This window comes from Alicyclobacillus shizuokensis NBRC 103103 (genome assembly GCF_001552255.1).
GTDB classification, from domain to species: domain Bacteria; phylum Bacillota; class Bacilli; order Alicyclobacillales; family Alicyclobacillaceae; genus Alicyclobacillus_G; species Alicyclobacillus_G shizuokensis.
The window spans coordinates 31,471-48,221 of the sequence record NZ_BCQV01000018.1 but is presented as its reverse complement, the minus strand read 5'-3'; the positions used below and the strand labels follow the sequence as shown (position 1 = coordinate 48,221).

Genomic DNA, 16,751 nt, shown 5'->3' with positions numbered 1-16,751 from the left:
GGGACCATCAGAGGTCCTTGTCTTTGACCAGGATTTTGATGTTCGAGTTTTTCAGCGCATCCTGTTGGATCTGCTGCTGCTTTTGCTGCTGCAGCTGCTGCGCCAGCTGCTGCTCAATGGTGGACTTGGCCTTGGCAAACGACAGCTGGGTCCGCTTGTCCACTTTGAGGATGTGGTAGCCGTAATTACTTTTCACCGGGTCACTGATCTGACCAATCGGCAAGGTACGGCAGGCCTTGGCAAACGGCGCCACGAACTGGGACACGAGTTGATTGGTCAAGTGGCCGTGGTTGTCTTTCACGGACGGATCTTTGGAATATTTGTCCGCCAATTTCTTGAAGCTGGCACCGGCCTTCAACTGCTTCTCCACGCTCTGGGCGGTGGAAAGCTTATTCAGCAGGATGGTATCCACCGTCACCTGCACGTAATCGGACTTGTGCTGGTTGTAATAAGCCTGCATCTGTTTCGTCGTCGGCTTGACCTTGCTCATCTGGTCTTGAAAATAGTTCTGCAGCCGCTCGTACTTGGCGAAATACAGGATTAAATCGTTTTTGGTCAGGCCCAGCTTCTTCATCGCGTTCAGGACCGCCTCCTTGGACTTGTAGGGAGCACCCTGCGCGCTGTACAGCTGCGATATGGCCTCATTGGCGTACTGCTGCGCCGTGCTTGCGTCCGGTGCCGCCTTTTTGTCCTGCAGGGCCTTATTGTACAGATACTTGTAGTACATGATGTAGTCGCTGGTAAACTGCTTCTTCGACTCATTGCTCTGCTGTTTGGGCAGCACCACCTGCAGGTTGTACTGCTCATCCAGCTCCTGTTTGGTCAATTTGCCGCCGTTGTAGGTGGCCACCACCGGGCCGCTGTATTTCGGCTCGGGCGGTAACTTCGCGGCCGTCTGGTTGGCCGTGGAATTCGTCTGGTTGCCGGTCGTGCCCTGCGAACACCCGGCCGCCGCCAACGCCACCGCGACCGCCACCGCTGCCGTGGCCCATTTTCTGTTACCTTGCAAATTCTTCTACCTCCTCGCCGGCCTTGACCACATCCGCGAAATCCCGCAGAAACTGGAGCAGGCGGGCGCAAACATCTCTGTCCGGAAGCCCTTTGATGCGCAACACAACCTGCAGGCTGCCGTTGCCACGCTTGCTGAATTGACCGCTGTAGCGCTTGGACAGCAAGAACAGCTTGCCAGCGTCGATGTTGGTCGTCACGTCCGGACGCAGGCGCAACGTGGCCTCACCCGATGCGGCCGTGATGGACTCTAGCCCATATCGGACAGCATAACTTTTCATGCGGGTGATGTCCAGCAAATTGCGCACCGGTTCCGGCAAATCGCCAAACCGATCCTCCAGCTCTTCCTCCAAGTCGTCGGCGTCTGTCAGAGTCTGCACGTGCCGGAATTTCTTGTACATGGCAATCTTTTGCGCCGCGTCCGGGATAAACTCGTCCGGCAGGTAGGCCTCTATGGCCAGGTCGAGGGTGGCCTCCGGCGCCGCGGGTTCGCGGTTTCCCATCAACTCCTTGATGGCCTCGGCGAGCATGTCGTTGTACAGGTCAAACCCGACCGAGTTGATGAATCCGTGTTGCTCCGCGCCGAGCAGATTGCCGGCACCGCGGATGGCCAAATCGCGCATGGCAATCTTGAATCCACTGCCCAACTCGGTGAACTCCGAGATCGCCTGCAGCCGCTTCTCAGCCACTTCGCTCAACACCTTGTCCCGCTGGTAGGTGAAATAGGCGTAGGCGATCCGATTGGAGCGCCCGACGCGGCCGCGCAGTTGGTACAGCTGGGCCAATCCCAGCTTGTCCGCGTCGTAGACGATGAGTGTGTTCACATTGGGAATGTCGAGCCCGGTCTCGATGATGGTGGTGGTGACCAGGACGTCCAATTCGCCCTCCAAGAAGTCGAGCATCACCCGTTCCAGCTCGTCCTCCGGCATCTGTCCGTGCGCCACGCCAATGGCCGCCTCCGGCACCAGCTGCGCCACCCGGTCGGCCATCGTGCGGATCCCCTTGACGTGGTTGTACACCACGTACACCTGGCCCCCGCGCGACAACTCCCGGTGGATGGCCTCGCGGATGAGGGCCTCGTTGAACTCGACCACATACGTCTGCACTGGGAAGCGGTTCTCCGGCGGTGTCTCAATCACCGACAGGTCACGTACGCCAAGCAGGGACATGTGCAGGGTGCGGGGAATCGGAGTTGCCGTTAAAGTCAGGCAATCGACGTTGGTGCGCAGCTGCTTGAGCCGTTCTTTGTGGGTCACGCCGAAGCGCTGCTCCTCGTCGACGATGAGCAGGCCCAAGTCCTTGAATCGGACCGACTTCTGCAGCAGGCGATGGGTGCCGATGATGATGTCGATGCTGCCGTCACGCAGCCCCTGCAGCACCTTCTGCGTCTCACTGCGCGTGCGGAATCTGTTGAGCACGTCAATCGTGATGGGGAAGCCCTCAAACCGCTCGCGAAACGTCTCCAGGTGCTGCTGCGCCAACACTGTTGTCGGCACCAGGACCGCCACCTGCTTGCCGTCCATCGCCGCCTTGAAGGCGGCGCGGATGGCGACCTCGGTCTTGCCGTAACCCACATCCCCGCACAGCAGTCTGTCCATCGGCCGCGGCTTCTCCATGTCACGCTTGATCTCCGCTATGGCCCGCTCCTGATCCGGTGTCTCCTCGTAAGGAAAGCGAGACTCAAAATCCTTCTGCCACGGCGTATCCGGCGAAAACCCGTGCCCCGGCGTCGCCTGCCGCGCCGCGTAGAGTTTGACCAGGTCCTCGGCGATGTCGCGCACCGAGCGGGAGACCCGCTGCTTGACACGGTTCCATTCGCCGCCGCCCAGGTGGTAGACCTTCGGTTCCTTATCCTCTGCCCCGATGTACCGCTGCACCTGGTCTATCTGCTCCACAGGCACGTACAGGCTGTCGTTGCCCGCGTACTGCAGGTGCAGGTAGTCCTTGTGGCGGCCGTCGATGTCGAGCGTCTGGATGCCCAGGTACTTGCCGATACCGTGGTTCACGTGCACCACATAGTCACCCGGCTTCAGTTCCTGGTAGCTTCGGATGCGTTCCGCGTCCGACATCTGCATGCGCGCCCGGCGGCCTTTCCTGCGTTTGGCGAACACCTCTCCCTCGACGATGACCGCTAGATGCGCCAGCGGCAGTTCAAACCCGGCCGACAGGCTGGCAACCAGAATCACCGGTTTGTCCGAGCGAATGAACCGCTCGCTGCGCACCGTCTCAATCCGATAATCGGCGAGCACGCTCTGCAGCCTATCGGCCCGCTTCTCGTCACCTGCCAGCAGCACCACGTCGGTGTGGCTGCGCTGCCAACGCTGCACTTCACTTTTCAACACGTGCATCTGGCCATGGAAATTTTGCATCGACTTGGCCGTCACGCTGGTGACCTGGACGAAGCGGTGGCCGGACGACGAGCGAGCGAACATGGAAAAGTGCAGCGCTGTGAAGCCGGTGTGCTGCCAGAGCGCGTCAAAATTCGGCAGATCCAGGGTGTCCGACAACAACTCACCGCGCATCAGGGCCTCCGAAACCCATACCGAGTACTCTTGGGTCAATACCTTCTGGCGTTCCTGCAGTCGCGTCGGCTCGTCGATGCAGATGATGGACCTGCGTGGAAAATAATCGAGCAGGTTTCGCACATGCTCCTGAAACAGGTGCGTGTAGCGGAGTTGGCGCGGGAACGGCAGGCCGGCGCGGAATCGCTCCACGTCGGCAGCCACGTGCGTCTGCAGGCGATCCCGCATGTCCATCTCGGTCACGGTCTTCAACCGGGCGGTCAGCCGTCGATCCAGTTCCTCCGCCACCCCTTGCATGACGGATGGGGGCAGCAACATATCGGTGGCGGGACCGATTTCGGCCGACAGCCGCTTCTCCAGGGAGCGCTGCGTGCTGACATCGAAGGTGCGAATCGAGTCGACGTCCGTGTCGAACCACTCGATGCGCAGCGCATGCTCGGAAGTCACCGGATAGACGTCCAGGATGCCGCCTCGCACCGAGACCTGCCCTTTGCCCTCCACCATGTCCACGCGTTCGTAACCGGCCGCCAGCAGGCGCTCTAAGACCTGGCTGGGATTGATCGTATCCCCGACAGCGAGCCTCAGAATCGCCTTCTCATGGACGCGCCGCGGGGTGAGCGGCTGCACCGCCGCCGGCAGCGTCGTCACCACGATGCCGGCCCGCCCGGCCGCCAGGTGATCAAGCGCCAAAAGCCGGAGCGCGATGAGGTCGGGGCTGGCGGCTGTCACGTCCAGCTCCGCCCGCTCTCGCTCCGGCACCACAAACACCGGTTCGTCCGGCAGCAGTTCCCGCAGGTCGTCGGCGATGGCGTCCGCCTGCGCCGGCGCGTGCGTAACAATCAAAAAAGGGACCGCGTATCCCTTCTCTCGCTTGTGAAAATCGTACAAGGCCGCATAATAGGCGTGGCGGGCGCTGCCGCCCAGACCGGTGACCAGCCGGTCCATGCCATCCCCCTGGAGTCCCTCTGCCACGGCTCGGAACTCCTCATCGGCTGCCAGTCGGCGAACCAGTTCTATCACACTACCCCTCCTCGTCCTACGCCGAAAAGAGCCTTAGCGCATCCGCCAAGGCCTTGCATTGCCCGTATCCCGTTTATGCGCACTCCTGGCACGCTGCCCAGTCGGCTACTGCAGCAGCTTGCCTTCAACCAATAGCTCTGGGTGCGCTTCCAGGGCCCGTTGGCAGTGCTCGCACACCACCTGCACGTAAACGACACTGCAATCTTCATTATATGCGATATGCTCCCTGCGCTCCACCGCGTCCAGGGAGGAGAAACCACAGACCTGCTCCACATCGGATACGTTCCACAACGGATTCTCCAGCTCGCCGACTCGGTGGTGGCAGTGCCGGCACACATACTCCACGCGCATGGAACCCCTCCCCGGTCCAACGTTTCCAAGCTGAGCCATCCCTCCTACCCAGTATGCGGGAGATACGCCGTTCTCATACGCATGGCTGCCGGGCTGTTTCATCCCAAAATCCACCCAGTTACCCAGATCAACCAAATGCCGCCGAACAGCAGGCTTGCCACTAACCTATTCGCAACACTCCACGTCCGCTCCGGCAGCACACAAAATGGCTCCTGCGAACGACGCATCATCATGACGCATCACACAGGAGCCATTATCCTGGCGTCTGCGCGGGCGGTTATGGCGAGCTCCATCACCCACCGCGCGTTGCCAAGTTCTCTGAACAGGATACGGTCTGCGGCGTAGCCTTGCAAATCTCTGAAATCGATCCGCTAGCGGGCGGCGTTGTAGCGGTTCATCGCCTGGGCAAACGAATGCTCGGCCGCATACTGCAGCGCCTCCGCGGCCAGACGGACAGCTTCCTGTACCTTGGCCTCATCCTCCGGCTGAAACCGACCCAAGACGTAGGAGATAAGATCTCCCTTCGCGGGCCGGCCGATGCCCACGCGGATGCGCGGAAATTCGTCGGTGCCCACGTGCGCGATGATGGACTTGACCCCGTTGTGCCCGCCAGCGCTGCCTTTCTGGCGCAGCTTGAACTGCCCAGGCGCAAAATCCAGGTCGTCGTAGACGACAATCAGGTCCGTGGTCGGCTCAAGTTCCGCGTAGAAGTCGAGGATCTGCCGCACCGCTTCGCCGCTGCTATTCATATAGGTCTGAGGCTTGCAGAGTATGACCTTTTCGCCGCCGAGGCGACACTCGTCAATCAACGCCCGCCATTTGGCATGGCGGCAGTCCGCCCCCACTGACTGCGCCAGTTGGTCCACCACCCAGAACCCCACGTTGTGGCGGGTATGGGCGTACAGAGCCCCCGGATTGCCCAAGCCCACAATCAACTTCATCCTTGAATCCCCCAGACGGTGTGAAAAGACACATCGGTATGCCGAGGCACTCGCACAAAAAGCCGCGCCCTCCGCGATCCGGAAAGCGCGGCCCACCAGCACGGACTTATTCGGTCGCCTCCCCGGCATCCGCGTCCGCATCCTCCGCCTGCTTGCCCACCAGCACGCTCACCACGACCTCGGTCGGCTCCGACTTGAGCGTAACCCCGTCGGGCAGACGGACCTCCCCGACAGACAGGTGTTCGCCGGGCTGCAAGCCGCTGATATCCACCGTGATGACTTCCGGCAGGTCCACCGGACGGGCTTCAATCTCAATCTCGCGCGTCTGAATCTGCACGACCCCGCGGCGCTTTTCGACCTCTTGCACGCCAGTCACGTGCAGCGGCACGCTGACAGTCACCGGTTTGTCCATCTCCACCCGGTAGAAGTCGATGTGTAGGATACGGCGCGTGACCGGATCGCGCTGAATCTGCTGCACGATGGCGTGCACTTTTTCCTCACCGCCCATGTGCAGCTCGACCAGCGATTTGGCCAGCGCTCCGCGCTGTTGGAACAGCCTTTCGGATACCGCGACGGCGACCGGTTCCTGATTCCGCCCATAAACAATCGCCGGCACCTGACCCTGGCGTCGCAGACTACTGACCGTGCTGTGCTGGGACGTGTCGCGAGCTGTCGCTTCCAGCACAATCTGTTCCATGTCAAGCATCTCCCTTCCACTGCATGCAAAGCGGGTGGTTCCCGCCGCCACCGCTTGTCCACCGGGCGGGCCTGTGACCGCCGGGGCACCCGTGCGGAGTCAGTCGAACAGTTCGCTGATGGAACGGCGCGTATGCACGCGCAGGATGGCCTCGGCTATTAACTCCGCGACAGACAATACTTTAATTTTATCAATTCGTTTCTCGGGAGGCAAAGCGATGGTATTTGTAACCACAACTTCCTCAATCTCTGAATCGCGCAGACGCTCCACACCGTTCCCGGACAACACCGGGTGGATGCAGCAGGCGTAGACCTGGTTGGCCCCGCGCTCCAGCAAGGCCTTCGCCCCAGCGGTGATGGTGCCTGCGGTGTCAATCATGTCATCGATGAGAATCGCCGTCTTGCCCGCAATGTCGCCGATGATGTTCATCACCTCGGCCACATTGACGTCCGGGCGGCGCTTGTCGATGATGGCCAGGGGCGCCCCCAGCCGCTCCGCCAACTGGCGGGCTCGCGTCACCCCGCCCATATCCGGGGCGACGACGACAGGATTGTCCAACCGCTTATCCAAGAAGTAATTGGCCAAAATCGGCAGGCCAATCAGGTGGTCCAGCGGGATGTCGAAAAAGCCCTGGATCTGTCCGGCGTGCAGGTCCATGCAGATAATGCGGGTAGCACCCGCCTTTTCCAACAGGTTGGCCACCAGCTTGGCGGTAATCGGGTCTCGGGCGCGCGTCTTGCGGTCCTGGCGCGCGTAGCCATAATACGGAATCACCACGTTGATGCTGCGGGCTGAAGCGCGCTTAAGCGCGTCCACCATAATCAAAAGCTCCATCAGGTTCTCGTTGACCGGCGCCGAGGTCGGCTGGACGACGAATACGTTGGAGTCGCGCACGCTCTCGCCGAGCCGGATGTGCACTTCCCCATCCTTGAACCGCCCGACTCGACAATCCCCCAAAACTACACCGATGTGGTCGGCAATCTCCTGCGCCAAGGCCGGATTCGCGTTCCCTGTAAACAGTTTGAGATCCCCGTCACGTGCCATTCTACTCTGTTTCCCCCCGCCGCGATTTTCCGGCATGCCGCTCTTTCCATGCCCGCACGTAGTCCGGCTTCGTCACCTGGCGGGCACGCGCAATCGCGAAGCCATTGTCCGGCACGGCGTCGGTAATGGTCGATCCGGCCGCCACATACGCTCCGTCCCCCACGCTCACGGGCGCCACCAGGTTGACGTTGCAGCCGATGAAGCTGTCGTCCCCCACGCGTGTCTTGTGTTTCTTCTCACCATCGTAGTTCACCGTCACCGCGCCGCAGCCGATGTTCACGCGCCGACCAATCTCCGCGTCTCCGATGTAAGTCAGATGGCTGACCTTGGTATCTTCGCCCACGACCGACTTTTTGATCTCGACAAAGTCGCCAATCTTCACCCGCGCTCCGATTTCACTGCCGGGACGGATGTAGGCAAACGGTCCCACGCTGGCATCCGGTCCGATTTCACTCTCGAGCACGACCGACGATTCGACCCGCGCCCCGTTGTGCACCACCGCGTCGACCAGCCGGGTGTTAGGGCCAATCACACAATCCTCGCCGATGATAGTATGACCTTCGAGCACACTGCCCGGGTAGATGACCGTATCGGGGCCGATGGTGACATCCGCGCCCACGTAGGTGCTGTCGGGATCGATAAAAGTGACTCCCGCCAGCATCCAGCGGCGGCAAATGCGCCGGCGCATGATCTGTTCCACGGCCGCCAACTGGAGACGGTCGTTGACACTGGCAATCTCCTCGACATCGCCCACGGCCAGCGGGTACACGGCCCGCCCGCGCTCACGCAGGATGGCGGCTGCGTCGGTCAGGTAGTATTCTCCCTGCTTGTTGTCGGGCGACAATTTGGCCAACACCTCGCCCAAATCCGCCGCCGCAAACGCGTACAGGCCAGTGTTCACCTGGCGAATCCGCCGCTGCTCGGGAGTCGCGTCCTTCTCTTCGACAATGCGCTCCACCGTCCCGTCTGCGGCCAGAATCACGCGCCCCAGCCCGTCCGGATGCTCCAGTTCGGCCGTCAGCAACACCGCCGCCGCGTCTCGCCGCTCCCGCTCCTCGCACATTCCACGCAACGTTTCCGCTCGAACCAGCGGCCCGTCCCCGTACAGGACAAGCACTGTGTCGGCGTCCGGGCGCAACCGCGGCCACGCACACTGGACAGCATGCCCGGTGCCCTTTTGCTCCTCTTGGACCGCGAACTCCGCCCGACCGCCTACGACCTGCTTCACGGATTCCCTCGCCTGTCCAATCACGACGATGACCTGATCCAACGCGAGTTTCTCCAGTTCGTCGAGAATGTGCAGGATCATCGGTTTGCCACACACTTCATGCAACACTTTGTGTTTCTTCGACCTCATTCGGGTTCCCAGACCCGCGGCCAAGACAATGGCGGTTCGAGCCACAACATCGCCTCCATATTCGTGCAACCCCAGTGTATCCAAAGGAATGCAGGGGTTCAATCGGGTCTTGTCCGCCATCTGCGTCGGAATCTGGAACACTGAAATGGGGCATAAGAAGGGAAGGACGAACGGACGAGAAAGCGCTTGCGGGAAGGGCGACAAAAAACCGCCGTCGTCCTCCCCGGACAGCTCCGCGAGGAACCACGGTCGCGGCAAGCAGTGAATCCATGTTTTTGTACCTTCCTGTCCCGCTGCCGAGCCGTCAAGCGGTCGGTTCCTGAAGCGTCTCGCTACGGTAATACTCACGCAGCACCGCATCCTGGATTTTCTGACGGGTCACGGAGGAAATGGGATGCGCGATATCGCGAAATTCTCCATCGGGCGTCTTCTTGCTCGGCATTGCCACAAACATCCCGTTGTTCCCGTCGATCACGCGGATATCGTGGACGACAAACTCGCTGTCAATCGTGATGGACGCTATCGCCTTCATGCGGCCTTCCGTACTGACTTTACGCAGTCGGACATCCGTGATCTGCATCCTTCTCACCACCCTCTTGCGACCCGTGGAGAACTTACTTGGATATTCCACAGGTTCGGGAAAAATCCTGCTAGGTGTTTGAGAATTTTCACGAATTCTTGGCGAACACGGCAGGTGCCGGTACAAACGGGCAGCAAGAGGGGGCCACGCGCTCTCTCCGCCGGGCTCCCCTAGGCCCTGCGCCGCGCACTCCGTCTATCCGGCGGCTGGTGAGTGGGGTCCCATCGACCAACTCCCGCAGGATGGCGACGGGCGGCTCCTTGCTTGAGGCCTCTTGCTTTAGACTCCCTCTGCCTCCGACTCCGCCTCGGCACGCAGCGCTCGGCCGACGCCCTTGCAAGCCGCCAGGAGCAGACGAATGGCCGCGCTGACGTCCGGATCGGCCAAGTAGGCCAGCAGTTTGAAAAAGCCAAGCGGCGTCTCCAGAGCCTTACGGTCAGCCTTGGCCTCCTCGACGCTGGCCGCGGCGCCTTGGGCCAAGCGGCTGAATGCCTCCAAGTCGACGGCCCCCAGCGCCTGCGCGGCCGTCACCAGGTTTTTCAGTCCGCGCACGGCGCCTGGTTGGTTGACCAAGTCCACCACAATGCGCAACACGTCGTCGGCCTGCTCCAGCAATGCGGCGGCCAGAGTGAGCAACCCGCGATCATGCAGGGCCCGCGCCAGCCGCAACACTTCGGCCAGGGCGTCCACATCCGCCGCGGCCATCTGCTGCAGGCGCTCCATCGCCTTGGCCTGGGCCTCCGCCTCATCCGTCTGCGCTGGAACCACGGTGGTCACAGGTTTTGCCATGCTGCCGCCTCCCTCTCCGCCTCATTCGCCGCCAGCTTGCCGACGAGCGGGCGATAATCGGCGCGGGCCCACTTTTTCTCCACCTCGACCCCCGGCTTGGGATGCGGTTGGTGGCGTCTTGGGTTGTTACGGCCAAGCGGCGAGGCGCCTTTGTCGCCGAGCACCTCCAGCCGCACCCGCACCTCTTTGTAAGCGGGCGTATGGGTGGTGACGTCCGACTCGCTGCTGGTCAGGCGGTTGACCGCCTCCTCGTCCTTGGGCGAGTTCATCGGCATGTACAACTCGCGGCCGGCGACTCTGTCGGTCACCACAGCGCGCACCTTGACGCTCCCGTACGGGGAGACCAGGCGCACCAGCGCGCCATCCTCGATTCGGCGTTCCGCGGCCAGCTCGGGCGAGACCTCGACAAAGGTCATCGGCACCTTGTCCCGCAGCCCGCGGACGCGGTAGGTGAGGTTGCCCTCGTGGAAGTGCTCCAGCATGCGGCCGTTGTTCAGGTGCAGGTCGAAAGTTTCCTCGTAGGCTACCGGCTCCTGCCATGTGACCGGGCAGAACCGCGCCCGGCCGCCGGGCAGCGCGAACTGCTCGGTGTACAAAAGCGGCATGTCGCGCCCGTCCTCGGCAACCGGCCACTGCAGGCTGCGGTAGCCTTCCAGCCGCTCATAGGTCGCGCCCTTCATCAGTTCGGTGGTGCTGCAGGCCTCCTCAAAGATCTCGCGCGGCGACGTGTAGTTCCAGTGGGCGCCCAAGCGGTTGGCGACCAGTTGGATGATCTGCCAATCCGGCTTGGCGTCGCCCAGCGGCGGCAGCGCCTGGTAGAGACGCTGGATGCGGCGCTCGGTGTTGGTGAAGGTGCCCTCCTTCTCCAGGCTTGGGCAGGCCGGCAGGATGACGTCCGCAAACTGCGCCGTCTTGCTGAAAAACGCGTCCTGCACGACGAAGAAATCGAGTTTTTCAAACGCCGCCTCCACGTAATTGGCGTTCGAGTCCACCACCGCCATGTCCTCGCCGACCAGGTACATCGCCCGCAGACGGCCGTCGTGCATGGCATCCACCATTTCGTGGTTGTCCAACCCCTTGCTCGTCGGCAGCGTGACACCCCAGGCCGCCTCCCACTTGGCGCGCACCTGCGCGTCGTCCACCCGCTCGTAGCCAGGCAGAAAGGCCGGGGCGCAGCCAAAATCGCCCGCCCCTTGGACGTTGTTGTGCCCGCGCAACGGATAAGCGCCGGTGCCCGGCCGCCCGACCTGGCCGGTCAAGAGCAGCAGGTTGCAGATAGCCGTGCTGGTCTCCGTGCCGCCGCGGTGCTGGGTGACGCCCATGGCCCAGCAGATGGACAGCCGCTTGGCGTTAGCAATCATGTCCGCCGTTTGCTGCAATTCTTGCGCGGATAAGCCGGTGACACGCTCGGCGTACTCGAGGGTGTACGGGGCCAGCGATTGGGCGTATTCGTCAAACCCCTCCACCCGCTCGCGCACAAACGCCTCGTCATAACGTCCAGAGTCAAGCAGCAGCTTGGCCACCGCGTTCAACCAGACCAAATCTGTTCCCGGCTTTGGGTGCAGGTGCAGATTCGCGCGGCTGGCCAAGTCGTTCTTGCGCAGGTCGGCAACAATCAGCTTCTGCCCGTGCTTCTTCTGGGCGCGGCGCAGGCGCGTGGCGAGCACCGGGTGCGACTCGGCCGTATTAGCACCGACGACGATGACCAAGTCGGCCAAGCCTAAATCCGAGATCGATCCGGTGTCTCCCCCGAGCCCCATCGTCCGCCGCAGCGCCTCCGTCGCCGGCGCCTGGCAGTAACGCGAACAGTTGTCGATGTTGTTCGTGTGCATGACCGCCCGCGCCAGCTTCTGCATCAAGTAATTTTCCTCGTTGGTGCACTTGGAAGAAGAGATGAAGGCGATGGAGTCGTCGCCGTGCTGGCCGCGGATGTCGGTGAGGCGCTGGCCGATGTACTCTATGGCCTCTTCCCAGGAGGCCTCATAAAAGGCGTCGCCGCGGCGGATGAGCGGTTTGGTCAGGCGCTCCGAGCTGTTGACAAAGTCCCAGCCAAACTTGCCCTTGACGCAAGTGGAGATCTGGTTGGCCGGCGCCTCCATCTGCGGCTCGACCTTGAGGATCTTGCGGTCCTTGGTCCAGATGTCGAAGCTGCAACCGACGCCGCAGTAGGTGCAGACCGTCTTGGTGCGCCGAATGCGCGCCTCGCGCAGCTTGGCCTCCACTTCCGAGACCGCGAAAATCGGCCCGTAACCCGGCTCCACCTGCTTGGTCAGGTCAATCAGGCCGCGCAGGGTATTCTTTTCCAAGCCGGTCAGGTAACCGGCTTCCCCCAACATCGATTTCTCCTGCAGCGCGTTGCACGGGCACACGGTGACGCAATGGCCGCAGGATACACAGGACGATTCGTTGATGGGCACATCGCCATCCCAGATCACACGCGGCCGATCCCGCTCCCAATCGATGGAAAGCACCTCACTGACCTGCAGGTTCTGACAGGCCTCCACGCAACGGCCGCAGAGAATGCACTGGTCCGGATCGTACCGGTAAAAAGGGTTGCTGTCATCGACGGCGTACGGTTTGGGCGCAAACGGTTCCGCCTGCTCATTGATGTCCATCGCCATAGCGGTATTGTGGATGACGCAGTTGCCGTTGTTGTTGTCGCAGACCGTGCAGTACAGTTCATGGTTGACCAGCAGTCTGTCCATCGCCTGCTTGCGCGCGAAGCGGGCCGCCGGCGCTTGGGTCCGCACCATCATCCCCGCTTTCACGGGGGTCGAACAGGCGCGCAGCAGTTCATGCCCCACCTGAACCAGGCACGTGTCGCATGTCTCAATCGGCCCCAATGCCGGATGGTAGCAAATGTGGGGAAAGTCAGGCTGATGCTCCAGGAGAACGTCGAGCAGGCTGGCGCCAGCGGGCGCCTCGACCGGATTGCCATCCACGTACAGACGCACCCGGCTTCCGTCCGCCGCCAGTGCGTCCCATTTGGGCTGTACATCCATCTCCATTCGGTTCTCCCCTCCATTCCGATCTCGGTGGGACACCCACCTCCGGCGAGTGCCCGGGCAAGCCGGCGGTATGTCTCGGCAGGGTGCGAGCCATGGCAGCCCCCCGCCACCGAGGCGGGCACCGCACCTCAGGTCACGACTGGTTGCCCACGTCCTCACTCACCATGCCGCGCGGGGCCGCATGGACCGAGTCGCTGGGCGCGGTGCGGCCCTTGAGGAACGCGTACCAATAAACCGTCGCCACAAACAGCCAGCCGCCGATGGCGTTGCCGATAAAAGCGCCAATCCACTCGACGATGATTTGCCCCCACGTGATGGGCGCGCCGACGAAATAGCCTGCCGGCAGGAAGAACATGTTAGCCACCACGTGCTGGAACCCGATAGCCACGAAGCCCATGATGGGAAACCAGATGCCGAAAATCTTGCCCACGATGTCCTTCGCCCCGAGCGACATCCAAACCGCCAGGCAGACCAGCCAGTTGCAGCCGATGGCCGAGAGAATGGTCGGGCCAAACGGCAGCGTCGCCTTGGACACCGCGACGGCTATCGTCGCCTTGTCGTACGGAGGCTGGTCGAGCATGTGGGCGCCGACGCCGAACACCCAGGCGACAAACAAGGAGCCGATGAGATTGCCAATCAATACCCACCACCAATTGTAGATCAAACCCAGCCATGATGCCCGCTTGGCATGCACCGCGATGGGCACCGTCATCATGTTGCCGGTCAACAGTTCCCCGCCGCAGATGACAACAAACATCAGGCCAATCGGGAACACGGCGCCGCCTACAAGCGCTTTCAACGTGCCGCTGGAATCGGGCATGCCGGCCGTCACACGCAGGTCGAACAGGGCGCCGAACGCGATGAACGCGCCCGCCAAAAAACCGAGTACCAACAGCTTGCCAACCGATGTGCGAGCTTTTTCTTCTCCCGCCTTGACCGCAGCGGCCGCAATCTCGGCCGGTGTCAAAAAGTTGCTCATGCAGACTCACACTCCCTATGCGTGGTGTGGGGCCAGCACAGCTGCGCCGCAACCGGCCCCCAGAATCTGCCCACCAACGGACGACCGCTTGGTTCCGACTACCGTGCCGCCACGCCCCGTGCGCGGGAGAGCCCGCGCTGGCTGCGAACGCCGGCGAGGGCTGGCTCGCCGCGGCCACCAGCCAAGGCGTATGGCCTAGGTGGCCGGCCGCACCGCTACCAGCTCAATCTCCACCTTGGCGCCTTTGGGCAGCGCGGCCACCTGAACGCACGAACGAGCCGGGCGATGATCACCGAAAAAGGCGCCGTACGCCTCGTTGACCGTGTCAAAGTCGGCCAAATCGGTGAGGAAAATCGTCGCCTTGACCACGTTCGTGCGGCGCACCCCGGCCGCGGCCAGCACGGCGTCCAGGTTGGCCAACACCTGCTTGACCTGCTCCTCTACGTCTCCCTCCACCAGCGTCCCGTCCGGCCGCAGCGGAATCTGGCCGGAGGTGTAGACCACCCCGCCAATCTCCACCGCCTGCGAGTACGGCCCAATCGCCGCTGGCGCTTTCTCTGTCGCGATGATTCGCATGGCTCACGACCCCTTTTGTTAGCTTCTGTATGGCAGCGGCTCGCTCAGAGCCGACTCACCCGAAATCCGTCTGGCCCAATATGGGTGCCGAGGGGCGCACCTTAACCCATTCGCCTTCCTGCAAATCCTCCAGCGTGAACAGCGAGAAGTATGGCTCCACCAGCTTTTTCACCGGCTCCCGCGTGGCCATGAAGACCGCCGTTCCGACCACCTCGGCGCGAAACTCGCCAAGCAGCGTGGAGACCGCCTTGACCGTGGCCCCCGCGCGCATAAAATCGTCGACGATGAGCGCCCGCGCCTGCTCCGGCATCGCCCGCCGCGAGATGGACATGGTCTGGATGCGCCGTTCCGATCCGGACACATAATGCAGGCTTACGGCGGGCCCGTCGGTCAGGCGGTGCTCGCGGCGCGCAATCACGACCGGCACGTGCAGGTAGCGGGCCGCGGACACCGCCAACGGTATCCCTTTGGTTTCCACCGTCACAACCACGCTCACGTGTTTGTCTTGATAGACTGAGGCAAACCAGCGCCCGACCAAGTCCAGCACGTCCGCGTCCCCCAACACATCGGACATGTAGAGAAACCCGCCGGCCAAGATGCGCGACGCATCCGACAGCTTGTCGGACATCTCGGACACGAACGCACGCTGCCGAGCCGGCGGCACCTGGGCGCGAAACACCACCCCGCCGGCCGCCCCCGGGTACGTCTCGATGCGACCGCTGCCGTCCTCCTCGACGACCTGGCGCAAAAGCGTCACGTCTTCACTCAGGGAGGACTTGGCTGCCTGCCACGCCTGCGCCCAGTCGGACAACGAGCACACCTGGCTGGGGTGCTCAAAGAGTGCCTGTGTCACGCGAATCAACCGTTCCGCCCGCCGCGTCCCCATCACCTCCTTGCCCTCAACTGCCGCCAACACCCACTGCACTCGCAGGGCCCCGCCACAACCGGCCATGGGTGCGGCATGCCCCCGCAACGCCCGCCCTGCCCATGCCCTAAGGCGTCAGGGCGTCAGGCGATGCGGCTCAAGTAGACCTCGCGGACGAAGCCGCGCAGGGCGTTGTAGAGGCGTTGCGCCGCTGTCTGCGTGCCCATCAGGCAATAGAGGGTGGGTCCGCTGCCGGACATATGCACAGGCACCCGCGCCACCGCCTCAATCCGCCGCTTCAAGTCGGCCAAGCCAGGATACAGCCGCATCGTGACCGGCTCCAAATCGTTGCTGATGCGCTGACGGACGGCGTTCACGTCCCCCGCCGCCAAAGCGGCCAGCATCGCCCGACTGCTCGGCTCGCTGCGCACCGTGTAGCCCTCCATCGCCTGATACACCGCAGCCGTCGAAACGTGCACAGGAGGACGGATGAGGACAACAAAAGCGCGCAGGCTGTGCCCCACCGGTTGCAGCCGCTCGCCCCGCCCCGTCGCCACCGCACAGCCTCCATACACGCAAAACGGCACGTCTGATCCCACTTCGCTGCCTATCTCCGCCAGTTCCGCCAACGACAGGCCGGTGCCAAACAGTCGGTTGAGCCCGCGCAGCACCGCCGCCGCGTCAGACGATCCGCCCGCCAACCCGGCGGCGACGGGAATCTGCTTGTCAATCTTGATGCGCAGCCCGCCGCGGCGGTGGGTGTGGCGAAAGAACGCAGACGCCGCCTGATGCGCCAGGTTGCGCTCGTCCAGCGGCACCTGACTGGCGTTGCAATCCAGTTCTATCCCCTCTGCGTCGCTCCGTTCCAAGAGCACAGAATCTGACAGGTCAATAGCCTGCATGACCATATCGACGTCGTGATACCCGTCCGGCCGGCGGCCGATGACGTCCAGTGTCAGATTAATTTTGGCGTACGCCCGTTCCACTAACAAGTCCCCCACCTCGACCCTTTTA

Annotated in this window: 14 protein-coding genes and 1 riboswitch; all 14 genes read right to left on the bottom strand. The window is 62.6% G+C overall.

Annotated elements, in window-relative coordinates; genetic code table 11:
• Positions 1–7: 7 nt before the first annotated feature.
• Positions 8–1,009 carry a peptidylprolyl isomerase gene (locus ASH01S_RS08360; protein WP_067926394.1) on the bottom strand — a complete coding sequence of 334 codons (1,002 nt, stop codon included), beginning with the start codon at positions 1,007–1,009 and terminating at the stop codon, positions 8–10.
• Positions 999–4,550 (bottom strand): transcription-repair coupling factor, encoded by a 3,552-nt coding sequence (gene mfd, locus ASH01S_RS08355; RefSeq protein WP_067926391.1) that lies wholly within the window; start codon positions 4,548–4,550, stop codon positions 999–1,001. The genes ASH01S_RS08360 and mfd overlap by 11 nt, the downstream gene beginning before the upstream one ends.
• Before the next feature lie 105 nt (positions 4,551–4,655).
• The gene (locus tag ASH01S_RS08350; RefSeq protein ID WP_067926389.1) at positions 4,656–4,901 is read right to left on the bottom strand and encodes an anti-sigma-F factor Fin; all 246 of its coding nucleotides are present in this window, start codon (positions 4,899–4,901) and stop codon (positions 4,656–4,658) included.
• A 237-nt stretch (positions 4,902–5,138) separates the two neighbouring features.
• A riboswitch (Fluoride riboswitch) is annotated at positions 5,139–5,207 on the bottom strand.
• 65 nt (positions 5,208–5,272) lie between these two features.
• Positions 5,273–5,842: an aminoacyl-tRNA hydrolase gene (pth, locus tag ASH01S_RS08345; RefSeq protein WP_067926386.1), complete on the bottom strand. Its 570-nt coding sequence runs from the start codon at positions 5,840–5,842 to the stop codon at positions 5,273–5,275.
• Positions 5,843–5,948: 106 nt separating this feature from the next.
• Complete coding sequence (locus ASH01S_RS08340; protein WP_067926383.1) at positions 5,949–6,539, bottom strand: 50S ribosomal protein L25; 591 nt, start codon at positions 6,537–6,539, stop codon at positions 5,949–5,951.
• Between the two features lie 99 nt (positions 6,540–6,638).
• Positions 6,639–7,583, bottom strand: coding sequence for a ribose-phosphate diphosphokinase (locus ASH01S_RS08335; RefSeq protein WP_067926380.1), 945 nt, complete (start codon positions 7,581–7,583; stop codon positions 6,639–6,641).
• A 1-nt stretch (position 7,584) separates the two neighbouring features.
• Positions 7,585–8,985 carry a bifunctional UDP-N-acetylglucosamine diphosphorylase/glucosamine-1-phosphate N-acetyltransferase GlmU gene (gene glmU / locus ASH01S_RS08330; protein ID WP_083516961.1) on the bottom strand — a complete coding sequence of 467 codons (1,401 nt, stop codon included), beginning with the start codon at positions 8,983–8,985 and terminating at the stop codon, positions 7,585–7,587.
• 259 nt (positions 8,986–9,244) lie between these two features.
• Positions 9,245–9,520 carry a septation regulator SpoVG gene (gene spoVG / locus ASH01S_RS08325; RefSeq protein ID WP_067926378.1) on the bottom strand — a complete coding sequence of 92 codons (276 nt, stop codon included), beginning with the start codon at positions 9,518–9,520 and terminating at the stop codon, positions 9,245–9,247.
• Positions 9,521–9,799: 279 nt separating this feature from the next.
• A complete protein-coding gene (locus ASH01S_RS08320) occupies positions 9,800–10,309 on the bottom strand; it encodes a helical membrane plugin domain-containing protein (protein WP_067926375.1) in 510 nt (169 codons plus the stop codon).
• Positions 10,294–13,311 carry a formate dehydrogenase subunit alpha gene (gene fdhF, locus ASH01S_RS08315; RefSeq protein WP_067926481.1) on the bottom strand — a complete coding sequence of 1,006 codons (3,018 nt, stop codon included), beginning with the start codon at positions 13,309–13,311 and terminating at the stop codon, positions 10,294–10,296. The genes ASH01S_RS08320 and fdhF overlap by 16 nt, the downstream gene beginning before the upstream one ends.
• A gap of 139 nt (positions 13,312–13,450) precedes the next feature.
• Entirely contained in the window at positions 13,451–14,296 is an 846-nt protein-coding gene (locus tag ASH01S_RS08310) for a formate/nitrite transporter family protein (RefSeq protein WP_067926372.1), read from the bottom strand.
• 195 nt (positions 14,297–14,491) lie between these two features.
• Complete coding sequence (locus ASH01S_RS08305; RefSeq protein ID WP_067926369.1) at positions 14,492–14,872, bottom strand: RidA family protein; 381 nt, start codon at positions 14,870–14,872, stop codon at positions 14,492–14,494.
• A gap of 55 nt (positions 14,873–14,927) precedes the next feature.
• Positions 14,928–15,797, bottom strand: a complete 870-nt coding sequence (purR, locus tag ASH01S_RS08300; RefSeq protein WP_245628990.1) for a pur operon repressor — start codon at positions 15,795–15,797, stop codon at positions 14,928–14,930.
• Between the two features lie 83 nt (positions 15,798–15,880).
• Positions 15,881–16,723: a 4-(cytidine 5'-diphospho)-2-C-methyl-D-erythritol kinase gene (ispE, locus tag ASH01S_RS08295; RefSeq protein ID WP_306302857.1), complete on the bottom strand. Its 843-nt coding sequence runs from the start codon at positions 16,721–16,723 to the stop codon at positions 15,881–15,883.
• Positions 16,724–16,751 lie beyond the last annotated feature (28 nt).

Bases quoted from the DNA above. Each gene is read 5' to 3' on its own strand.
- pth (WP_067926386.1), bottom strand. From the start codon at position 5,842: ATGAAGTTGATTGTGGGCTTGGGCAATCCGGGGGCTCTGTACGCCCAT.
- ASH01S_RS08340 (WP_067926383.1), bottom strand. From the start codon at position 6,539: ATGGAACAGATTGTGCTGGAAGCGACAGCTCGCGACACGTCCCAGCAC.
- ASH01S_RS08350 (WP_067926389.1), bottom strand. From the start codon at position 4,901: ATGCGCGTGGAGTATGTGTGCCGGCACTGCCACCACCGAGTCGGCGAG.
- spoVG (WP_067926378.1), bottom strand. From the start codon at position 9,520: ATGCAGATCACGGATGTCCGACTGCGTAAAGTCAGTACGGAAGGCCGC.
- fdhF (WP_067926481.1), bottom strand. From the start codon at position 13,311: ATGGATGTACAGCCCAAATGGGACGCACTGGCGGCGGACGGAAGCCGG.
- ASH01S_RS08320 (WP_067926375.1), bottom strand. From the start codon at position 10,309: ATGGCAAAACCTGTGACCACCGTGGTTCCAGCGCAGACGGATGAGGCG.
- ASH01S_RS08310 (WP_067926372.1), bottom strand. From the start codon at position 14,296: ATGAGCAACTTTTTGACACCGGCCGAGATTGCGGCCGCTGCGGTCAAG.
- ASH01S_RS08335 (WP_067926380.1), bottom strand. From the start codon at position 7,583: ATGGCACGTGACGGGGATCTCAAACTGTTTACAGGGAACGCGAATCCG.
- ASH01S_RS08305 (WP_067926369.1), bottom strand. From the start codon at position 14,872: ATGCGAATCATCGCGACAGAGAAAGCGCCAGCGGCGATTGGGCCGTAC.